General features: G+C 67.3%; 17 protein-coding genes and 1 tRNA gene. 7 read left to right on the top strand and 11 right to left on the bottom strand.

Annotation, left to right across the window (positions count from 1 at the left end; all coding sequences use genetic code 11):
- Positions 1–2: 2 nt before the first annotated feature.
- From ACTQ49_RS13140 to rfbB, 4 genes are all read right to left on the bottom strand, one after another.
- Positions 3–476 (bottom strand): FHA domain-containing protein FhaB/FipA, encoded by a 474-nt coding sequence (locus ACTQ49_RS13140; protein ID WP_441828288.1) that lies wholly within the window; start codon positions 474–476, stop codon positions 3–5.
- Positions 477–478: 2 nt separating this feature from the next.
- On the bottom strand, positions 479–1,192 hold the full coding sequence (locus ACTQ49_RS13135) for an FhaA domain-containing protein (protein WP_441828287.1): 714 nt from the start codon (positions 1,190–1,192) through the stop codon (positions 479–481).
- 217 nt (positions 1,193–1,409) lie between these two features.
- Positions 1,410–2,792, bottom strand: a complete 1,383-nt coding sequence (locus ACTQ49_RS13130) for a sugar nucleotide-binding protein (protein ID WP_441828286.1) — start codon at positions 2,790–2,792, stop codon at positions 1,410–1,412.
- A 38-nt stretch (positions 2,793–2,830) separates the two neighbouring features.
- Entirely contained in the window at positions 2,831–3,829 is a 999-nt protein-coding gene (rfbB, locus tag ACTQ49_RS13125) for a dTDP-glucose 4,6-dehydratase (RefSeq protein WP_441828285.1), read from the bottom strand.
- Between the two features lie 93 nt (positions 3,830–3,922).
- Between rfbB and rfbA the strand changes: the two genes are divergently transcribed.
- Positions 3,923–4,786, top strand: a complete 864-nt coding sequence (rfbA, locus tag ACTQ49_RS13120; RefSeq protein ID WP_441828284.1) for a glucose-1-phosphate thymidylyltransferase RfbA — start codon at positions 3,923–3,925, stop codon at positions 4,784–4,786.
- Between the two features lie 238 nt (positions 4,787–5,024).
- Here the strand turns inward: rfbA and ACTQ49_RS13115 are convergent, their stop codons facing one another.
- From ACTQ49_RS13115 to ACTQ49_RS13105, 3 genes are all read right to left on the bottom strand, one after another.
- Positions 5,025–6,419, bottom strand: coding sequence for an MFS transporter (locus ACTQ49_RS13115; RefSeq protein WP_441828283.1), 1,395 nt, complete (start codon positions 6,417–6,419; stop codon positions 5,025–5,027).
- Positions 6,420–6,680: 261 nt separating this feature from the next.
- Entirely contained in the window at positions 6,681–7,109 is a 429-nt protein-coding gene (locus ACTQ49_RS13110) for a globin (RefSeq protein ID WP_441828282.1), read from the bottom strand.
- Between the two features lie 234 nt (positions 7,110–7,343).
- Positions 7,344–7,796 carry a lamin tail domain-containing protein gene (locus ACTQ49_RS13105; protein ID WP_441828281.1) on the bottom strand — a complete coding sequence of 151 codons (453 nt, stop codon included), beginning with the start codon at positions 7,794–7,796 and terminating at the stop codon, positions 7,344–7,346.
- Between the two features lie 204 nt (positions 7,797–8,000).
- On the opposite strand from ACTQ49_RS13105, the gene ACTQ49_RS13100 reads away from it, so the two are divergent.
- Positions 8,001–8,083: transfer RNA gene (locus tag ACTQ49_RS13100), tRNA-Leu, on the top strand.
- A 152-nt stretch (positions 8,084–8,235) separates the two neighbouring features.
- Positions 8,236–8,496 carry an excisionase family DNA-binding protein gene (locus ACTQ49_RS13095; protein WP_441828280.1) on the top strand — a complete coding sequence of 87 codons (261 nt, stop codon included), beginning with the start codon at positions 8,236–8,238 and terminating at the stop codon, positions 8,494–8,496.
- Here the strand turns inward: ACTQ49_RS13095 and ACTQ49_RS13090 are convergent.
- The gene (locus tag ACTQ49_RS13090; protein ID WP_441828279.1) at positions 8,451–9,416 is read right to left on the bottom strand and encodes an ArsR/SmtB family transcription factor; all 966 of its coding nucleotides are present in this window, start codon (positions 9,414–9,416) and stop codon (positions 8,451–8,453) included. The genes ACTQ49_RS13095 and ACTQ49_RS13090 overlap by 46 nt on opposite strands.
- A gap of 56 nt (positions 9,417–9,472) precedes the next feature.
- Here ACTQ49_RS13090 and ACTQ49_RS13085 point away from each other — a divergent pair, with 56 nt between their 5' ends.
- The 4 genes from ACTQ49_RS13085 to mobF (ACTQ49_RS13070) all read left to right on the top strand — a co-directional run bounded on the left by ACTQ49_RS13085 (position 9,473) and on the right by mobF (ACTQ49_RS13070) (position 14,668).
- Positions 9,473–10,375, top strand: coding sequence for an ABC transporter ATP-binding protein (locus ACTQ49_RS13085; protein ID WP_420176102.1), 903 nt, complete (start codon positions 9,473–9,475; stop codon positions 10,373–10,375).
- Complete coding sequence (locus ACTQ49_RS13080; protein ID WP_420176101.1) at positions 10,372–11,130, top strand: ABC transporter permease; 759 nt, start codon at positions 10,372–10,374, stop codon at positions 11,128–11,130. Before ACTQ49_RS13085 ends, ACTQ49_RS13080 begins: the two co-directional genes overlap by 4 nt.
- A complete protein-coding gene (locus tag ACTQ49_RS13075; RefSeq protein WP_420176100.1) occupies positions 11,117–11,896 on the top strand; it encodes an ABC transporter permease in 780 nt (259 codons plus the stop codon). The genes ACTQ49_RS13080 and ACTQ49_RS13075 overlap by 14 nt, the downstream gene beginning before the upstream one ends.
- Positions 11,897–12,049: 153 nt before the next feature.
- Positions 12,050–14,668 (top strand): MobF family relaxase, encoded by a 2,619-nt coding sequence (mobF, locus tag ACTQ49_RS13070; protein WP_441828278.1) that lies wholly within the window; start codon positions 12,050–12,052, stop codon positions 14,666–14,668.
- 83 nt (positions 14,669–14,751) lie between these two features.
- Here mobF (ACTQ49_RS13070) and ACTQ49_RS13065 read toward each other — a convergent pair whose 3' ends face one another.
- From ACTQ49_RS13065 to mobF (ACTQ49_RS13055), 3 genes are read right to left on the bottom strand one after another with little or no spacing between them, the layout of a single operon-like run.
- Positions 14,752–15,417 (bottom strand): hypothetical protein, encoded by a 666-nt coding sequence (locus ACTQ49_RS13065; RefSeq protein WP_368546917.1) that lies wholly within the window; start codon positions 15,415–15,417, stop codon positions 14,752–14,754.
- Complete coding sequence (locus ACTQ49_RS13060) at positions 15,414–15,911, bottom strand: hypothetical protein (RefSeq protein ID WP_441828277.1); 498 nt, start codon at positions 15,909–15,911, stop codon at positions 15,414–15,416. Before ACTQ49_RS13060 ends, ACTQ49_RS13065 begins: the two co-directional genes overlap by 4 nt.
- A gap of 52 nt (positions 15,912–15,963) precedes the next feature.
- On the bottom strand, positions 15,964–19,419 hold the full coding sequence (gene mobF, locus ACTQ49_RS13055; protein ID WP_441828276.1) for a MobF family relaxase: 3,456 nt from the start codon (positions 19,417–19,419) through the stop codon (positions 15,964–15,966).
- Between the last annotated feature and the right edge of the window lie 191 nt (positions 19,420–19,610).

Below are 19,610 nucleotides of genomic sequence, written 5' to 3'. Positions count from 1 at the left end.
GATCAGCTCTCCAGTCTGAGCTGGGTACGCCCGATCCTGATGAGGTCACCCGGGCCGACGGTGGTCGGCTGGGTGATCTGGACTGCGTTGACATAGGTGCCGTTGGTGCTGTCCAGGTCCTCCACCACCCAGGTGCCGTCTTCGGCGGGGCGCAGCCGGGCGTGGCGGGAGGAGGAGAAGTCGTCGTCGATCTGGACCGTGGCGCTCGACGCGCGACCGATCGGCATGACGCCTTCCAGCGCGTAGACGGCGCCCTTGGAGCGGCCCTCGGCCACCACGAGCTGGCGGGCCCGGGGCGCGACGGGCTCCTCCTTCTTGCGTCGCAGATGGCGACGCCCGCGGCGCACCGTGTTGCCCTCGGCGTCGACGCGTTCACCGAAGATGTCGGTGCGAATGACCCCTGCCGCAAGCAGGATGAAGACCCAGATCAGTGCCAGGAAGGCGATCCGCAGGGCCGCGACAACGATTTCCGCCAAGATCACGCTCCCACCGGCGAGTGGACCAGCATGCGGGTGGACCCGATCTCGATCCGCGAACCATCGTCCAGTTGTGCCTGCTGCACCTTGGTGCCGTTGACGATGATCCCGTTCGTGGAGCCCAGGTCCTCGATGCTGATCTCGATGTCGTCACCCGTGCCCCGCACATGGATCTGCGCGTGACGACGGGAAACGCCCGGGTCGTTGATGCGAAGGTCGGCCTCCGATCCGCGTCCGATCAGCAGGCCGGGAGCGGTCAGCGGATGGCGGACACCGTTGACCTCAAGCACCAGCGTGGAGCGTCGGATCATGGTGGTGGAGGCGGGGCCGTCGGCCTGCTCGATGCCGGCGACGGCGGCGCTGGTGACGGTGAACCGGCCGGTGGGCAGGTTCGGGGCCAACTCGTAGGCAATGGAGATCGGCCCGTTGAAGACATAGTGGCGTTCGGCCGCGTGCTCGCGCAGCTCCGGCACGATCTCGCTGGTCAGGGTCTTGGAGTAGGGCACCAGACGGTCGTAGTCGTGCTGGCTGAGCTGCACGGTGAACTCATTGGGCACCAGACGCTTGTCCCGGCTGAGGAGCTTCGCCTCGGCATCCAGCTCCCGCTGCAGACGTGCTGCGATCTCGACCGGCTGCACGTCGCCCTTGAAGGCGCGCGCGAAGACCCCGTTGACGGCACCCTCGATCTTGTTCTCGAAACGATCGAACAGTCCCATCTGCCCTCCTTCAGTCGACAACCGGATTCACTCGTCTGGCTTGATGATCCTACCCGCCCTCCCAGTGCTGGCCGACATTCCGCGGTGGGGCCCGCATGGCGAGCCAGTGCGACCGGGGTTGCACGGGGGCTCCCTCCGCGGGATGGCGGGACCTGTGCCGCGACACAGAAGGGCCCGTCGCACGTGGTGCGACGGGCCCTCCAGGCGTGGTCCGGGCTCAGCCCAGCAGCTCCTTGAGGCGCTGCTCGGCCGGGGCCGGGGTGAAGCCGGAGGCGATGATCTTGTCCAGCTTCAACGCGCTGTGCGTCGGGCGTGGCGAGATCTTCTTGCCGGCGGCGTATTCCTCGGTGGTGACCGGGGTGACATCGTCGGCGGACTTGCCGACCATCTCGAAGACCTGCTTGGCGATCTGCGCCCAGCTCATGACCTCACCGGTATTGGTGAGGTTGTAGGTGCCGGGCTCGGCGCCCGAATCGAGCAGGTGCACGATGCCGGCGGCCAGGTCCGTCGTGAAGGTGAGCCGGCCGAACTGGTCGGCCACGACGGTGGGCTTGACGCCCTTGTTGGCAAGGTCCGCCATGATGCCCACGAAGTTCTTCCCGCCGCCGATCACCCAGCTGGTGCGCACGATCCAGTGCCGTGGCAGGGTGGCGACGAGCGCGTCGCCGGCTGCCTTGGTCTGGCCGTAGACGCCCAGCGGGCTGAAGGCCTCGTCCTCGTCGTGCTCCTCGGCGGTGCCGTCGAAGACATAGTCCGAGCTGACGTGCACCAGGCGCATGCGACGCTCGCGCGCCACCTCGACGATGTTCTGCACGGCGTGCACATTGGCCGCCCAGCAGTCCTTGCGGCCCTCGTCGGTCTCGGCCAGGTCCACCGCCGTGTAGGCGGCACCATTGATGATGGTGCCCACGCCATTCCAATTGTAGGCCTGCACGGCCTCGCGGTCGGTCAGGTCCAGCTCGTCGCGGTCGACGCCGGTGGCATCCGGGAGCAGAGCCATCAGCGACTGGCCCAGCTGTCCCTTGGCGCCGAGCACCACGGTGCGGGCCGGCTTCATCGGGACGACGTCGGCCAGCCGCGGGTGCTTCTTGTCCGCCTCGCTGATCTCGGCCTGGTCCAGCGGGATCGGCCACTCGATGGCGGCGGTCTCGTCGGCCAGGTTGAGGTAGGTGTAGCTGGCGCGGGCTTCCGGGCTCCAGTGGTCGTTCACCAGGTAGGTGTACGCCGTGCCGTCCTCCAAGGCCTGGTAGCCGTTGGCGACGCCGCGGGGGACGAAGACCGCGGTCTCCGGACCCATCTCGATGGAGAACTTGGCGCCGAAGGAGTCACCCTCGCGCAGGTCCACCCAGGCACCCATGATGCGGCCGGTGGCCAGACTGACGTACTTGTCCCACGGTTCCGCGTGCAGGCCACGGGTGGCGCCCTTGGCGGTGTTGAAGGACATGTTGTTCTGCACCGGGCCGAAGTCGGGCAGGCCGAGCTCGGTCATCTTGGCGCGCTGCCAGTTCTCCTTGAACCAGCCACGGTTGTCACCGGGCATCGGCAGCGTCAGGACGAGCATCCCCGGGATCGGGGTGGTGCGCACCTCAAGCTGCGACATTCACTGACCCGCCTTCGAACGAGCTTGCGAGTTCGCCATCACTGACCAACCTTCGCGTACTTGGCCTCGGTGGCATCCTTCATGGGGCGCCACCAGTCCTCGTTCTCCTTGTACCAGTCGATGGTGGCCTGCAGGCCCTGCTCGAAGTCCTGGTACTTGGGCTGCCAGCCGAGCTCGTCGACCAGCTTGGAGTTGTCGATGGCATAGCGCAGGTCGTGGCCCGGACGGTCATTGACGTGGTCGTAGGCGTCGGTGGGCTGACCCATCAGGCGCAGGATCATCTCGATGACGTCCTTGTTGTTCATCTCGCCGTCGGCGCCGATGAGGTAGGTCTCGCCGGAGCGGCCCTTCTCGATGATCTCCATCACGGCCGAGTTGTGGTCGTCGACGTGGATCCAGTCGCGCACATTCTGGCCGGCGCCGTAGAGCTTGGGGCGGATGCCGCACAGCACGTTGGTGATCTGTCGGGGGATGAACTTCTCGACGTGCTGGCGCGGGCCGTAGTTGTTGGAGCAGTTGCTCAGGGTGGCGGTGATGCCAAAGGAGCGCACCCAGGCGCGCACCAGCAGGTCGGAGCCGGCCTTGGAGGCGCTGTAGGGGCTCGACGGGTTGTACGGCGTGGTGGCGGTGAACTTGGCCGGGTCGTCCAGCTCCAGATCGCCGTAGACCTCGTCGGTGCTCACGTGGTGGAAGCGCTTGCCGTGCTTGCGCACCGCCTCCAGCAGCGTGAAGGTGCCCACCAGGTTGGTCTGGATGAAGGGCGAGGGGTCATTGAGTGAATTGTCGTTGTGGCTTTCGGCCGCGAAGTGCACGACGATGTCGGCATCGGCGACGAGCTTGTCGACGAGCGGCGCGTCGCAGATGTCCCCTTCGACCAGCTCGAAGCGGTCGCTGGGCAGGCCGTCCAGAGAGGCGCGGATACCTGCATAGGTCATGGCGTCGATGACGGTGACGGTGTGGTCGGAGTTGGCCAGCAGGTGGTGCACGAAGTTGCTGCCGATGAACCCCGCTCCACCGGTGACAAGAATCTTGGACATGCTCGTAGCGTAGCGATCCCAACCTGTGTTTTGGCCGTGAGTCGACTTGACGTGCATCTCCTTGTGTGTGGGGAAAGATGCAAGACTGGGGTCATGCACGGAATCATTCTCGCCGGGGGGTCCGGGACCCGACTCCATCCGATCACGATGGCCAACAGCAAGCAGCTGGTGCCTGTCTACGACAAGCCGATGATCTACTACCCGCTGTCCACGCTGATCTTCGCGGGTATCAGGGACATCCTGGTCATCACCACTCCGCACGAGGCCGAGGGCTTCAAGCGTCTGCTGGGCGACGGTTCCCAGTTCGGCGTGAACCTCACCTACGCGGTGCAGCCCGAGCCCAAGGGCCTGGCCCAGGCCTTCACCATCGGTGAGGAATTTGCAGCTGGCAAGAAGGTCTGCCTGGTGCTGGGTGACAACATCTTCTACGGCGCCGGTCTGGGTACCCGGCTCAAGCGCTTCTCCGACATCGACGGTGCGGCCGTCTTCGCCTACTACGTGGCAGAACCGCAGGCCTACGGTGTGGTGGAGTTCGACGAGAACAACATCGCCATCTCGCTGGAGGAGAAGCCGAAGGAGCCCAAGAGCAACTACGCCGTTCCGGGCTTGTACTTCTACGACGAGGACGTGGTGGAGATCGCCAAGTCGCTCGAGCCGTCGGCCCGTGGTGAGTACGAGATCACCGACGTGAACCGCGTCTACCTGGAGCGCAAGAAGCTGCAGGTGGAGGTGCTGCCCCGTGGCACTGCGTGGCTCGACACCGGAACCTTCGACTCGCTCAATGACGCCGGCAACTTCGTGCGCACCATCCAGGCTCGTCAGGGCCTGCAGGTGGGCTGCCCGGAGGAGGCCGCCTGGCGCATGGGCTTCCTCAGCGACGACGACCTGCGCGCTCGTGGCGAGAAGCTCGCCAAGAGTGGCTACGGCGACTACCTGATCGGCCTGCTGAAGCACTGACCCCTTGGTGGGTCACCGCTGGCGGGCACCGGGCTGAACTTCTGCTGAGGGGTCCTGGGTATCTCTCGGACAGCAAGCCTTCAGTCTGGTGACCGCCGCAGCGGGCGGCCGTCGCATCCCCCCACGCGATGGCCGCCCGGTGAGCGGGGCTCCCAGCAGAACCGTCTGGACAACAGTGAAGGTGCTGGTGGCAACCGAGTGATCGGTTGCCACCAGCACCTTTGTGCGTGTCGGCTGGTCAGGCCTTGAAGACGGCCTCCTCGATGAACAGGTCCTGGTGCGTCTGACGGCGGGCGGTCTCCTTGGACAGGTAGATCGCGATGGTGGAGATGGCGAACAGGATGGTGCCGTAGATGGCCAGGTTGGTCAGGCCCACATTGGGGTTCACCAGCTTGCCGGCGATGAGCGGGGCGGTGCCGGCGCCGATGATCGAGGCCACCTGGAAAGTCATTCCGGCGCCGGTGTATCGGTGCGCCGCGTCGAACTTCTCACTCAGGAAGGCGCCGATCGGGCCGTACTGGGCGGGCTGGAAGATGCCGACCAGAGCCACGAAGCCAATCCAGACCAGTGGTCGCTCCGCGCTCTGGATGAGGTTGAAGCTGGCCCACATGCCCAGCACCGAGACCAGGCCGCCGGCCATCATCGTGGGGCGACGGCCGAAGCGGTCGCTCAGCCAGGCGACGAAGGGAATCATGAAGACGGCGATCACCGAGCCAGTGGTGTTCATCATCAGGGCCTCCGAGCGGCTGATCGGGTCTCCGGCCGCAGCAGTGGTCTTCACGATGTAGGGAACCATGAAGGTGGCGCCGATGCCCTGCAGGAAGAGGCCAGCCGCGCCGGCGAGCGAACCGAGCACCAGCTCCTTGGGTGCGTCGCGGAACATCTTCACCAGGGGGATGCCGGTCTGCACCTTGCCTGCCTTGCGGGCCTCCTCGAACTCGGGCGACTCGGTCACCCGGGAGCGCAGGAAGAGGCCCAGGACGACGATGCCCGCGCTGAACAGGAAGGGCACGCGCCAGCCCCAGTCGTCGACGAAGTAGCGGCCGTCGGGATTGGCGAACTGGTCTCCGGCGACGGCGGCGAAGATCGCAAGCACCAGGGTGGACAGCACGGCGCCGGTGGGCCCACCCGCGACGGCCAGGGAGGCGCCGAAGCCCTTGTTCTTCTCGGTGGAGTGCTCCATGGCCATCAACGTGGCGCCGGCCCACTCGCCGCCCACGGCCAGACCCTGGAGTGTGCGGAGGAGGACCATCAGGATGGGGGCGGCCATGCCGATCTGGTTGGCGGACGGCATGAGGCCGATGGCCACCGAGACAAGACCCATGGTCATCAGGGTGATGATGAGCACATTCTTTCGGCCGAACTTGTCACCGAAGTGGCCGAAGGCCATGGAACCCACCGGGCGGGCGATGTAGCCGATCAGCAGGATGACGAAACTCAGGGTGGTGCCGAGCTCGGGCGAGAGGTTGCCGAAGAAGAGCTTCGGGAAGACCAGGCCGGCAGCGGCGGCGTACAGCAGGAAGTCGTAGTACTCGACCGTGCTGCCCAGGAAGCTGGAGAAGACGGCGCGGTTGCGCTCGGCCTTCGTTGTCGCGGACATGGGGTCGGAGACGGGTGTGGTGATGTCGGTCAAGGTGCTCTCCGTTGAGGTTGGCCAGCATGCGTCGCCTCGAACGAGGCATGCGGAGAGTCTGCGGCCAATGGTGACAAAGATCACTAAATCGTGCCGGTCGCTGGAACGGGCACTCAAGTCGGTGGGGTGCCGGAGGTTTGGCTGCTGCCCCGGCATTTCCAGTGGTGAAGGACTTTCGCGTCGAACCTGTGGGCCGGTTGAACATGACGCGGATGGGTTCCCCTGGCGGGGCGCTGCTTTCGGGTGGCCCCGCGGGTCGGGCTACTGCACGACCGGCGGCACGCTCGGCCCGCCTTGATAGCCGTCCATCGGGGAGGGCAGGGAGTTCACCAGCGAATGGGCAGCCCGCTCCAAGTAGTCGCGCATGGCAGCGTCGTGTTCGGGTGCCAGCTGCAACTCGTCGAGGGAGGTGAGCATGTAGCGCAGCCAGGTGTCGCGCTCCTTGGGGGTGATGCGGAAGACGTTGTGGCGCATCCGCAGGCGGGGGTGTCCGCGATTCTCCTGGTAGGTCTTGGGACCGCCCCAGTACTGCTCCAGGAAGGTGCGCAGGCGGTCCTCGGCGGGGCGCAGGTCCTCCTCCGGGTAGAGGGCGCGGAACTCTGGATCCGCCGCGACCTGCTCGTAGAAGCGGTGCACCAGTTTCTGGAAGGTCTCGTGGCCACCAACGGCGTCGTAGAAGGTCTCACTCACGGGTCCAGTCTCCCAGACCGGCGCCATGGGGAGGGTGCGCGTGGGGAGGGTGCGGCGTGGGCAGGGGTCGGCATGGGCGCGGCTCATGTGGCGCAGTCCCAGTGGCACCTCTCGGCAGGTGCTGGCCCGCTGAATGCGCTGGTCACCTGTCCTGGTGCGAGTTGTGCTCGTCTGGCGTGCAGAACTCGCACCAGGACAGTTGTCCGGTGGGGCGGGGGTGAAAGCGCCGCCCGCTCAGCAGGACTTGGTGCCGCCCTTGGTGTAGGTGCACTTGGCGATGACCTTCGATCCTTGGCGCAGCGTCGCGTCGTCGCCGCCGGTGTTGTTCCAGACGTAGCCGGGGCGCTTGAGGTTGAAATAGACGTGCGAGGCGCTGTTGCGGCCCTTGCCGCTGTGCAGCGTCACCTGAGCTCCCGGCTTCAGCACGAAGCCCTTGGGGAATGTGAAGGTGTGCTTGTTGCCGCGGTCCTTCACTGTCCAGCCCGACATGTTGACGGCCTTGCGGGAGGTGTTCTTGAGGGTGATCGTCTCCGCGTTGTACCCGGCATTGGTCATCTTGTCCGCACCCTTGGGGTCGGCGACCCACTTCGTGAACTTCACGGGCTGCGCTGCCTGCGCGGGGGTGGCAGCGACGGGTGCGAGGGCCAAGCCTGCGACGAGCAGGGCGGGAATCGCGCGACGGTGCATGGGGACTCCTGGGTGATCGGGGAGCTTGATCGTAGACTTCCGAGAGTTCCTTCATTCTCCGAGGAATGCGGGATTGACTAGGCCTTCAGCTGGTGATCAGGGTGCTGGATGTGCACCAGGTGAACATGGGGCGACTCCTCGATGTGCAAAGTGCCGCGGGGTTGTGCTAGTTTTCTCTGGCTGGGTTCGCAAGAACCAAGTGATGCGCGAGTGGCGGAATGGCAGACGCGCTGGCTTCAGGTGCCAGTGTCCCTTGGGACGTGGAGGTTCAACTCCTCTCTCGCGCACGATCTCGGAACCGCTCCGACTAGGGAAAACTCCCCGGTCGGAGCGGTTCTTGCTTGTCCGTGCAATATACGTGCAATAGCGGGCTTCTGCTCCAGGACGATGATGTCCTGTGGATTGAGCCCCACGGGTGCCCCTCGTGGCTTGGGGAAGCATGAGCGCACAGCAGATGCCCCGAGGGGGAACGCAGCAGACGAGCGGGGGAACGCGAGAGGCCCCCGAGTTCATCAGTATCCGAGAGGCGGGAGAGCGGCTCTCTGTCAGTGACGTGACACTGCGCCGGATGATTCGACGCGGTGAGCTGCGCGGGTACCGGGTGGGACGGCGCCTGATCCGCCTTCGCGTGGACGAGCTGCCGGGGCTTGAGCCTCAGTTCGCCGCGATGAGGTCATCCGCCAGCCGGGTGCGCTCGTAGAGCACGTAACGGCCGAAGCGCGAGGTCTGGAGCAGTCCGGCATTGGCGAGGGCTCGCAGGTGCTGGTTCGCCGCGGTGGTCGTGACGCCCATGAACAGGGCGATGGCCGTTGACGAGGCCGGCTCGTCCAGGCTCAGCAGCAGTTCGGTGCGGGTGCGGCCCAGGATGCCGACGAGGCCGGTCATGGTGTCGGCCTGGTGCTCGGTGAGCCGTCCGCGGCCTCTCGCGCGATAGCTGAAGACGGCTTCGGCCTCGCCCGAGTTGGGCAGGTTCATGCCCCACTTGACCAGCGTCGGCAGCATGGTGAAGCCGGTGGCTGCGGTGTCGATTTCGTAGGGCTGCCAGGGGTCGTTGCCGAGTGGCAGCAGCACGTCATGCCCCCGGACCACGAAGTGGGGCTGTACCTCGGCCAAGGCCGCGGCCGGTCCCATGGCGGCGAGCATCTGGGCCCGGTAGGTGACGTCCGCGTCGAGCACCTGGCGGAAGCGCGGCCAGTAGGCCTCGAAGCAGTGGTGCCAGAAGTCGTCCAAGATGGCCAGCAGGTTGGCCTTGACCTGCTCGTCAGTGCGTCCCAGCACCTCGGGAATGTCGCGTCCCCAGACCTGCTCCACGTCATGCCTGTAACGCCGCGCGGGCACCTGCTCGAGGATGTGACGTTCGCCCTCGTAGCTGACGCCTCGTCGGCTCGCGGGACGCATGAACACGTCGACCAGGCACTTCTCGCGATTGATGAGGGTCAGGATGCGTTCCTCGCCGACGGTGGAGCGGCCCTCTGCGGTCTCGGCGTACCACTTGGCGTGGAAGGGGTGACGTGCCGGATAGAGCACGATCATGGACGCCAACGCGCACTCGCTGACCGGATTCGGCGAGAAGCGCAGGTTTGCGAGCGCGTTGCGGTAGACGTGCGCGCTCTGTTCCATGAAGCAGAACGCTACATCCATGGACGTCCGGGGTGGGCGGATGCGAGCGTCTGCCCATGAGCACTGCCATCCACCTCGACGGCTTGACGAGGACCTTTCGCGACGGCGCACGGACGGTCACCGCCCTCGACCGCGTCAGCCTTGACGTCCCCACGGGCCAGCTGGTCGCCGTGCTGGGAGAGAACGGGGCCGGCAAGACGACCCTGACGAAGATCCTCTCGACGATGCTCTTCCCATCGAGCGGTTCGGTGTCCGTCTTCGGGCACGATGTCGTCAAGGACGCGAAGCAGGTTCGTCGCGACACCACGGTGATCTTCGGAGGCGACCGTGGCCTCTACGAGATGCTCACAGGCAGGGACAACCTCGAGTACTTCGGCGCCTTGCACGGCGTCGGTCGCCGGGAGCTGAAGCGCCGCATTCCCGAACTGCTGGACGAGGTGGGCCTAGCCGAGGCCGGCCGACGCAAGGTGCAAACCTACTCGAAGGGCATGCGGCAACGTCTCCACATCGCCGTCGGCCTGCTCACCGAGCCCCGCCTGCTGCTGTTGGACGAACCCACCGTGGGTCTCGACCCCAACGAGTCCGAGCGGCTGCGCGGCGTGATCGCCGGCATGCACGCCGGAGGGACGACTGTGCTTCTCACCTCGCACAACCTGCTGGACGTGGAACGCCTCGCGCAGCGCGTGGTGATGATCAGCCACGGCACCATCACCCACGACCTGCCGCTGGCTGAGTTCCGTCGGCTGACCGGGCTGGATGCCGTCGTCACCGCGCACCTCGGGGTCGGGGAACGTGCTCGTGAGGTTGTGGTGCCGGTTGAGCGCTGGACGGGATCGGTACTCGCTGACCTCGCACGACGCTTCCAGGACGAGGAGCTCGTCGACCTCGACGTGCGGCCGTCCAGCCTGGAGGACGCGTTCGCCCTCGCTTCGGGCAAGGTCATCGGGAGCGACCGGTGACCGGCTTCCTGGCCATGGTGACCTGCCAGCTCAAAGTGGTCATGTCGCGTCCCATGAACCTGGTGACCGGGCTCGTCAGCCCGGCCATGTGGATGGTCCTGGTGATGCTGCCGCGGCTTGACCGACTGACCCCGGAACAGGCCACCCAGGCCTTCAGCGGGGTGCTGCTCGCATCTTTCTGGGGTGCATCGCTCTGGTCGGGTGCCGGCATCATCCGACGAGAGCGTCAGTCGGGAACGCTGGGCGTCTCCTTCACCGGTCGGCTCTCGCCCCTGATGGTGCTGGTGGGCAAGACGGTCGGGGGAGTGCTCTACGACACCTGCCTCATCCTGGCCACCAACACGGCCTTCGTGCTGGCGCTGGGAATCCCGCTGCGCGTGGCCTCCCCGATGGCGCTGGCCGTCGGGCTGCTGACCGTCCTGGCGGGTGGTGTGGCGTCGAGCCTCATGATCGGGGCCTGCCTGATGCTGACCAAGCATGCCTTCCAGCTGACCACGGCCGTGGGAGCCCCGGTGCTCTTCTTCGCCGGCACGATCATCCCCTACGACCAGCTGCCGACGTGGGTGGCCTGGGTGGGGTCGGTGCTGAACATCTCGTGGCTGCAGCGGTTCCTCGCCTCCACCGCCACCCATCCCCGGTGGGACCTGTGGGCAGCTGCCGCGGGCATCTCCGTCCTGTACGCACTCGTGGGAGCCAAGGCGTTGCAGGTGCTGCTGCGCCGTGCACGAAAGGAAGCCACCCTTGAGCTCGGTTGAGATCTTCACCGCCAACGCGCGGATGTGGCGCAGCGTCCAGGCCGATGAGTTGCCGCCGCAGTACTGGATGCTGGGAGTGGTCGTTCCACTGCTGTTCCGGAGCCTGGTCTACGTGCTGCTCGGACGCATGATCGCGGGCCAGGCGGGCCTCGACTGGACCTACGTGGGTGCAGTATTCCTCGCCATCACCGGCTCGACCATCTCGCACACCTCCGACGTCCCAATCTACGACGTCTGGTTCCGGACCTACCCGGCCGTCAGCCGCGCGGCGGCTCCCGTGGTGCTGCAGTACCTGGCGCGCACCGGAGTGCTGGCAGCTCGGGCCTTCGTCGAGGCCATCGTGGTCTGCGTGGTGATCGGACTGCTCGTGGACAGTCCCGCACACGTGCTGTCCGTGCTACGGCACAGCTGGACGCTGTTGCCGGCGCTGGCGGCGTGCACCGCCTTCGGTCTGGCGATCATTGCACCCGCAATCGGCAACGACTCGCAGGACCTCATCCACAACACGGCTGGGACGCTGGTCATCCTGACCTCGGGCGCACTGCTCACCCCCGGGGCGGCGCCATGGCTGCACTTCCTGGGCGGTGTTCTGCCCTTGCAACATGCCTTGGACGCGATGCGCGCCAGCCTTGCCGGACGAAGCCCCTGGCCCGGAGTAGCGGGGGAGCTGCTGGTCGCCACCGGGTGGCTACTCGTGGCCGCGATCGCCTACCGCATCGTTGATCATCGGACGCGCTCGTCCGGACGCGGTGCCATGCAGGGTTGAGTGGCAGTCTCACTTCGAGTTTGAGTGAGGAGTCTCGTCTCTCAGTCAAACTATGAGTGACAGTTGTAGTGACTCTTGAAGTGAGCCACACACCTGGTGCACCCAGGTGTTCCCCCGGTCACCAGCGGTCTCGGACGGGCTTGGGTGTGCGTGATGAGCATGCAGAAGTTGGCCGCGGGCACCGGCTATGCCTACCTGACCAAGCAGGTGGCGCGGCAGGACGTGGCCGAGCGTGGGCATGTCACGTTGGCGTCCTACTACTCGGAACGGGGCGAGGTTCCGGGCGTCTGGGTCGGCTCGGGGATGGCAGCAATCGACGGCCTTGCTGCCGGTGACGTGGTGACGCCGGAGCACATGCGCGCGCTCTTCGGCGCCGGGCTCCATCCCCTGGCGGAGTTGCCGTCACCGAGGTTCGAGGGCGAGCAGCCCACTGCCGAGCAGATCCGTGGCGCCAGGATGATCGGGCAGCCGTTTCGCGGGGCATCGGTCACGGCTTTTCAGCGAGAGGTGGCGGACCGGCTCGAAGCCGCGACCCGTGGCCGCATCCTGGACCGGGCCGACCAAGCGGCAATGTTGGCCGAGATCCGCACCCAGGTCGCTACCGAGGGGTTCATCGCAGAACATGGGAGGCAGCCGAGCGAACTCGAGCTGTCGGCGCGCCTGGCCCGTGAGTTGAAGGCGCCGGCCGGGGTGGCCGGTTTCGACCTGACCTTCTCTCCAGTGAAGTCGGTCTCGGCCTTGTGGGCGCTGGCCGATCCGTCCACCGCTGCGATCGTGGAGCGGGCCCATCAAGCGGCGATCGGGGACGCGCTCCGCATGATCGAGCAGCATGCGCTGTTCACCAGAGTGGGCAAGGGCGGCGCCTACCAAGTCGAGACCAGAGGGTTGGTGGCCGCTGCGTTCACTCACCGCGACAGTCGGGCTGGCGACCCGGATCTGCACACCCACGTCGTTGTGGCCAACAAGGTCCAGACCCGCGACGGACGGTGGCTAGCACTGGATGCGCGCGTCCTCTACAAGGCCAAGGTCGCCGCTTCGGAGACGTACAACACCGCCTTGGAAGCGCATCTGCAGGCCGCGCTGCCCGTCCGGTTCGCACCACGTGTCGAGGGAGAACGCCTAGCCAATCAGGGGAAACGCGCCGTCCGGGAACTGATCGGCGTCTCGCCAGAGCTGGTCCGGGAGTGGTCGGCTCGGCGGCGGGCGATCGAGCATCGCACCGACGAACTGGCGGCTGACTTCCAGCGTCGCCATGGTCGTGTCCCCACCAGCAACGAGCAGCTGGCCCTGGCCCAGCAGGCGAATCTGGAGACCCGCGACGCCAAGCACGAGCCCCGCACGCTGGCCGAACAGCGCCGCATGTGGCGGACCCAGGCGGACCAGCTCCTCGGTCACGGCGGTGTCGACGCGATGCTGTCGACCGTCCTGCGCCAGCCACAGGCTCGATCCCGTGCCTTCGACGAGCAGTGGCTTCACACCGCCGCGCGGCAGGTGGTCGCTGTGATGGAGGACCATCGCGCCGTGTGGGGACCGTGGCACGTACGCGCCGAGGCCCAACGGTTGGCGCGGGAGCAGGACGTGCCGTTAGCCCGGTTGGACGATCTGGTCGAGCAGGTCATCCACCTCTCCCTGAACACCCACTCGGTCCAGCTGCGTGCCGCCGAGGACGGCGCCGGGACCGCGCTCTACTCCTCGACCAGGATCCTCGACGCCGAACAGCGCCTGATCGATCAAGCAGACATATTTGACGCACCCCAGCTTCCATCATCGCTGGTGGAAGCGGCGATCGAGGCTTCGCCGGTGCCGCTGAACCTGGGGCAGCAGGCGCTGGTGCGGGAGTTGGCCACCTCCGGTCAGCGGCTGCAGGTCGCCTTGGCCCCGGCCGGGACTGGTAAGACAACGGCTGTGACCGCACTCGCCAACGCGTGGACGGCTGCCGGCGGCAACGTGCTGAGACTGGCGCCATCAGCCGCGGCAGCACCGCAGCTCGGTGACCACCTTCCCGGCGCCTGCGACACCCTGGCGAAGTACCGGTGGACCCTCGACAACCTCGACAGGCCGCGTCCTGAATGGTGGGAGCAGGTCGACCGTCGCACTCTGGTCATCGTCGACGAAGCCGCCATGGCCAGCACGCCGCTGCTTGCCGACGTGGTCGGCAACCTCACCTCCCGAGGAGCGACGGTGCGCATGCTCGGTGACGACCAACAGCTCGCGGCCATCGGCGCTGGCGGTATCGTTCGCGACTTGGCCGAGCGCAACCAAGCCCCGCGCCTCGACCAAGCTGTGCGCTTCCAGGATCCCGAGGAAGCCGAGGCCGTCGCCAAGATCCGCGAAGGCAATCCCGCCGGTCTTCGCTTCTACCTGGCAAACGGACGCGTCCACGAAGGCGCTGGCACGCTGGCCTACACGCAGATGGTTGACGCTTGGGCGAGCGATCGTGCTGCCGGCAAGAACTCGATCATGCTCGCATCCACCCGCGATGACGTCGCCCTGCTCAACCACCTTGCCCAGCGGCAGTTGATGGGGGAGCGGCGCCGCGGCCGCCTGATCCAGTTCGACGACGGGACGCGCGTCGGCGCAGGAGACCGGATCATCACACGCCGGAACGACCGCGGACTGGCCCTGTCCGGCAGTGACTGGGTGAAGAACGGCGATCGCTGGATGGTCGATGAGGTCCGCCGCGATGGCGCCTTGGATGTGACTAGCGAGCGCAGTGCCCGCCGCGCGACATTGCCAGCCAGCTACACGGCCGAGCACGTGCAGCTCGGCTAGGCGAGGTGCCCCAAACGCACTCACCTATGTTCGTGCGCGTGCGCGCGGTTCCACTCTACCGCTTTGGGCGGGGAGTGTTCTTGTTACAGGCTGCGTCCTGTCCCGTGGGTGTCTGACCCTGGGCGGTGCTGCCAGGGGTCTTGGAACGGGTGGAAGCCATCATCGACGCTCGGTTCCCGGCGACGCTTCGCGGGGTCGGTCGCCGGGGCATCACGGCGGGCATGCGCGCGGGTGGCGACTTCCTCGGCGATGTAGCGGTGGCGCGGCAGGAGTTGCCCGGTCGGGTAGGTGGCGGTGAGCAGGTCGATGCACTCTTGGGCGGTGGTGTAGCCGAGCCGGTTGAACAGCAGCGCCGCGTCGTCCAGGTCGCGCTCGTCGCGGGAGGCGTGCAGTTTCATCGCCAGCAGGTACCCTGGTGAGGGCACCTGCACCAGCAGCGACTCGGACTCGAACACGGTACGGGGGTGCTCGTCCGCACCGGGCAGGAACCCTTTAGCGGCGTCGTTCAGCCAGTCCGGTTCGAGCCCGTGCGGGCCGCTCATCTCCTCCGCGACCCGCCTGACCTCGGGTACGGGAACGAACAGGGCGTCAACGTCGCGGGTGAGCCGATCCTGGTCGTAGGCGAGGGCCATCGCCGCCCCGCCGACCACGAACAACTGCGCAGATGCTCCCGCTGCTGCGAGTCGGTCGGACAACTCACCGAACAGGGCGCGTACCCCGTCCGCGTCGAGCTGCCCGGCCTGGGTCATGCCCTCGCCAGCGAACGGGAGGTGATGAGAATCCCACGCCGCCGAAACGCCTCCGGGCTTTCCCGGTCGGCCTCGGCATGGAAGATCACCGGAACTGCCGGGTACCAGCCGCTCGTGTGACGCGAGGGATCGGATGCCCAAGTGGGCGTAAGCCACCCGTCACGCTCGGCAAGGTAGTCGGCAAGCGCGGCGAACGCGGCATCGACTTCGACCGAGCCAGTACGGGGCGGCTCGTCGGCGAACACCCCGGCGGCGAGGTCGGGGCCACCGCGACGCAGAACGGAGGTGTAGTCGTCCAGCGTTTGGAGGATGCCGAACCGCCAGCACGCATCCAGGGGCTCACCGGCGGCAAGCATCGTGCGGCAGGCGGCAGCGTTCTGCGCGGCGTTGTGCCGCACCCCCACGCTCGGGTTCGGCGCGGTCGCCGGTGTCGTGCGGGCAGCATCGAGCAGCGCGCCGACCGATAGCACTTCGCCTTGGAACACCACGACCATCGCCTCCTTCCTGTTCTCTATTCTCTCAGACCCGCACTCGGAAGTCTCGGGCCTACAGCCCTCGTGCTGGCCCCTCGCGGCGCGGCCCGCTGCGGTGGGGGTCGTGCTCGAACGGGTCACGGAGCTGCCGCGCCCGCTCCGCTGCTCGTCGCCGGGCGCGCTCCTGCTCGACGCGCTTGGCCTCGACGCGTGCGGCGACTTCGGTGATCGGGAGACTGCGCAGATCGTCGGCCTCAGCACGGGCGACGGCGGCCTGGGTGCGGGCGTCGTGTGCACTGCGGTGCGGGTTGGTGATGCGCATACCGAGCTGGTCGCGGCGGACTCGCTCGGCCCCGTACTCGCTGACCAGCAACGCCATGCGCTCCTGCTCGTGACGTTCCCGCATCGCTACACGGTCGGCGGTGGCGGCTTCGACGGTCTGCGCGGCGTCGGTCACGCGAGGGTCGGCCTCGGCACGGCTCTTGGCGACCCTGCTTGCCCACTCGGGGAGACGGTCAGTGCTGGTCGGGGTGGTGCCCCATTCGGTGCTGACCTGTCCGCGCAGCGCCTGAGTGTGTCCGGCCGCGGTGCGGTGCTCGGTGCGGGCTTTGCGCCTGCCGAACCGCCCCAAGGTGGCGAGCCGGACGCGGGCTGCGGCTTCGTCCTCGACGGCGGTCAGGTATGCGGCACCATCATGTTGGGCCTGCATCGTCAACGGCCCGGCGACTTCGGAGCGCGATTGCTGGGCGGCTTCTTCGGCCTTGCGGAGCACAGCGGCGCTCTCGTCGCCCTCGGCCCGGTGCGCGGCACGCTGCGCGTCGAGGCGTGCGGCGATCCGCTCCCACCGCTCCGCCTGCCGCTGGGCGCGCTCGGCCTCCTGGTCGAGACGAGCGAGTTCATCGGTGACCAGCCTCGCCGGGCCATCGCTGATGAGGCCCTGCACGGCTTCGATGGCTTGGGCGGTGGCGTGGTCGAGGCCCCGGTCTGCGAGGTCACGTTCCATCGCCTCGATGAACTGCGCCCGCGCGTCTGCCAAGTCCGCCGCGACCATATGCAGCCGGTTCATCTCGCGACCTCGGGTCATCCCGACATAGACCCCTGCCGCACTCGTCGCCTCGGTCAGCACCATGTGCGAAGCGTCGACGGTTGCGCCTTGGACGCCGTACGCGGTCGCCGCGTAGGACAGGTGCGCATGCTCGCCCACATACTCAGCGGGCAGGGCGACCGTGCGAGGGTTCTTGCGGCCGCTGCCGACCTCGCGGACGTAGACGGTGCCCTCGTCGGTGACGTGCTGGACGACCCACTGCTGCCGGTTCGCCACACCCAAAGTGGTGTCGTTCTTCCGGGTCTGGATCAGGTCACCGGCCCCGATGGGGAGACCCTCGCTGCCTGTCGCTGTCACCGCGTCACCGACCTCGCCTCGCTCGATCCGGCCGGTGCGGATGCGCTCGTTCAACGCCGCCGCCTCGTCGTTCGTGGCGACCGTGATCGCCTCCCCGCCGCGAACGTGGGTGGTGATGTTCTCGCGGGCCAGCTCGTCGTCGGCGTGCAGGGTGACGAGCCCCAGCGCGGCGAGCCGGTCAAACACCTCACCGGGGCTCTCACGGTCGCGCACCCGAAGCGTCAGAGCCGCGTACTCAGCGTCACGGAAGCGGTGCAGTTTGGTCATGTCGTAGGTGCGCCCGCGAATCTGCGCGGCCATGTCGAGCACCCCGCCCCGTCCGACAGCGGGGAGTTGAGCGCGGTCGCCGACGAGCGCGACCGTCGCCCCAGCCTCGGCGGTCACTGTGAGGAGGGCACGAGCGGTGTCTTGGTCGAGCATCCCCGCCTCCTCCACGATCACGCGCATGCCCCGCGCGAGCCGTGCGTCCTCGGGTGGGCCGGTGTAGGTGCGCCCGTTCTCGGGGTCGGTATCGCCGGGGGTGAGGCGTGTCCATACGTCGTCGCTGTTCCACCGCCACCCGTGCGAGTGCACGAGCGCCGCGACGCTCGTTGCGGGCACCCCGAGTTCTTCCTCAGCGACTTGCGCTGCCCGCAACGTTGGCGCGACCACGCGCGACGCTCGACCCTGATCGGCAGCGACGGTGATCGCGGTGCGTAGCATGGTCGTCTTCCCGCTGCCCGCAGCTCCCTCCACGATCACCAGCGGGTCGGTCGAGGCAACCGCCGCCGCAGCGACGGTCTGCCCCTCATCCAGTTCGGCGGCTCGTCCGGCTCGGGTCACGTCGGGATGCTCCGGCTCCCGGTCCGGCGTTGCGGCGGTGAGTTGGTCGCGCAGCGCGGTCTCGGCAGCAACCACGCTCAGGCTGGTCAAGTGCGCAACATGCTCCGGGTGAGCCGCGCCTGGCGGGAGGACGGACAAGCAATCCGAGACGGCAAGCTCGGTCGCCACGGCGATGAACTCCCGCAGCTCGACGGGCGTTGCCTGCACGCCGTGCTCGGTGGTGATGCGGGTGACGTGCTCCTGGACAGCGTGCCGTGTCCACGTCGAGGATGCGGCGGCGTTGCGGTCGAGTGCCCGCGAGGCAACCTGCTGCACGGCGAGGCCATCCACCGACACCTCCCGTTGCACGGGTCGTCGCTGCTGTAGGGCGGGGTTGTATCCGGCTTCGCGGAGTTCCTGCACCCACCATTGCTCGTCTTTGAGGTCGGCGGGCTTCTTCCCGGGTCGCTGGTGTGTCCAGGCGATGCCCTGCAACCTTGCCGTCATCACCGGGCCAAGCTCCTCGCCAGGATGCTGCGCTTCCCACTCGGCTTCGAGACGGTCAAGGTTGCGCCTGATCTGTGCCGACCGCTTCGACATCACCCCGTTGAACGACTCCAACTCCCTGACTTCGCCGCTGGCCGAATCGAGGGTCAGGCCGTGCTCTGCGAGCGTGCGTGCGAGCTGCGGGTGGGCGGCGATGACCGCTGTGCCGAGGGCGCGGATCGCGCCCTGCTGCTTGAACAACGCCGCAGTGTCCAGTGCCCGCCACTTCCCAGCGGCGAAGACCCTTGTGCCGATCTGCATGTGGATATGCCGGTGCGGGTCACCGGCCCGGCTGGTCTTGTGACCGATGCCGACGACCTGCATCTGCTCGATGGGCACGACCTCCCGCGCGTGACGCGGCCCGACGCGAGTGACGGAGTGTTGGCCGAGCCACCGCCGTATCTCCGCAAGGGCGTCCTGCTGGGCGGCGTCGAGCGCGTCGGAGACCTCGGGGTGGAGCGCGGCGGCGACCGATAGGGACTTGGATGCATTGATCGTCATCTCCGCGAACAGCGGCGACCCCTTCGTGCCCTCAGCCGCCGCGCGCGGCGTGCCCATCGACTCGCCTGTGATCGGCTCTGTCCAGTCCACCCATCTCTCGTACTCGTCGGCCGTCAGGGATCGAATGGCGGTGACCTCACCCGCTCTGTCGAGCGTCGCGTACTCGGCGACGGCGTTGTCAGCGCCGAGGTAGTACTCGTCCGCGCGGGATCGGTCGGCCTCGACATAGCGGCGCGCGGCGGCACCGGTGCCGCGGAACAGGATCACGCCGCCCTTCATCTGGGCCTCCCACATGAGTCGTCTCATGAGGGAGGTGCGCACGCCCCACCCACGGTGGCATACGTGCATGACTTTGTATGATGAACCGCCCCGGGGTGTCCGGAGACTTGGTTTGGTGGCTCAGGCGGTGAGCTTGGGTCGATGGTAGTGCAGGTCCTCGGCCTGCATCGGGGTCAGGTCGTCCAGGGCCT

Origin of the sequence: Luteococcus sp. Sow4_B9 (genome assembly GCF_052116585.1) — a bacterium.
GTDB lineage: Bacteria > Actinomycetota > Actinomycetes > Propionibacteriales > Propionibacteriaceae > Luteococcus.
This window is presented reverse-complemented; position numbering and strand designations above follow the sequence as displayed.

Bases quoted from the DNA above. Each gene is read 5' to 3' on its own strand.
- ACTQ49_RS13130 (WP_441828286.1), bottom strand. From the start codon at position 2,792: ATGTCGCAGCTTGAGGTGCGCACCACCCCGATCCCGGGGATGCTCGTC.
- rfbB (WP_441828285.1), bottom strand. From the start codon at position 3,829: ATGTCCAAGATTCTTGTCACCGGTGGAGCGGGGTTCATCGGCAGCAAC.
- ACTQ49_RS13095 (WP_441828280.1), top strand. From the start codon at position 8,236: ATGAGCGCACAGCAGATGCCCCGAGGGGGAACGCAGCAGACGAGCGGG.
- ACTQ49_RS13065 (WP_368546917.1), bottom strand. From the start codon at position 15,417: ATGACCCAGGCCGGGCAGCTCGACGCGGACGGGGTACGCGCCCTGTTC.
- rfbA (WP_441828284.1), top strand. From the start codon at position 3,923: ATGCACGGAATCATTCTCGCCGGGGGGTCCGGGACCCGACTCCATCCG.
- ACTQ49_RS13090 (WP_441828279.1), bottom strand. From the start codon at position 9,416: ATGGAACAGAGCGCGCACGTCTACCGCAACGCGCTCGCAAACCTGCGC.
- mobF (WP_441828276.1), bottom strand. From the start codon at position 19,419: ATGAAGGGCGGCGTGATCCTGTTCCGCGGCACCGGTGCCGCCGCGCGC.
- ACTQ49_RS13085 (WP_420176102.1), top strand. From the start codon at position 9,473: ATGAGCACTGCCATCCACCTCGACGGCTTGACGAGGACCTTTCGCGAC.
- ACTQ49_RS13060 (WP_441828277.1), bottom strand. From the start codon at position 15,911: ATGGTCGTGGTGTTCCAAGGCGAAGTGCTATCGGTCGGCGCGCTGCTC.
- mobF (WP_441828278.1), top strand. From the start codon at position 12,050: ATGAGCATGCAGAAGTTGGCCGCGGGCACCGGCTATGCCTACCTGACC.
- ACTQ49_RS13105 (WP_441828281.1), bottom strand. From the start codon at position 7,796: ATGCACCGTCGCGCGATTCCCGCCCTGCTCGTCGCAGGCTTGGCCCTC.
- ACTQ49_RS13135 (WP_441828287.1), bottom strand. From the start codon at position 1,192: ATGGGACTGTTCGATCGTTTCGAGAACAAGATCGAGGGTGCCGTCAAC.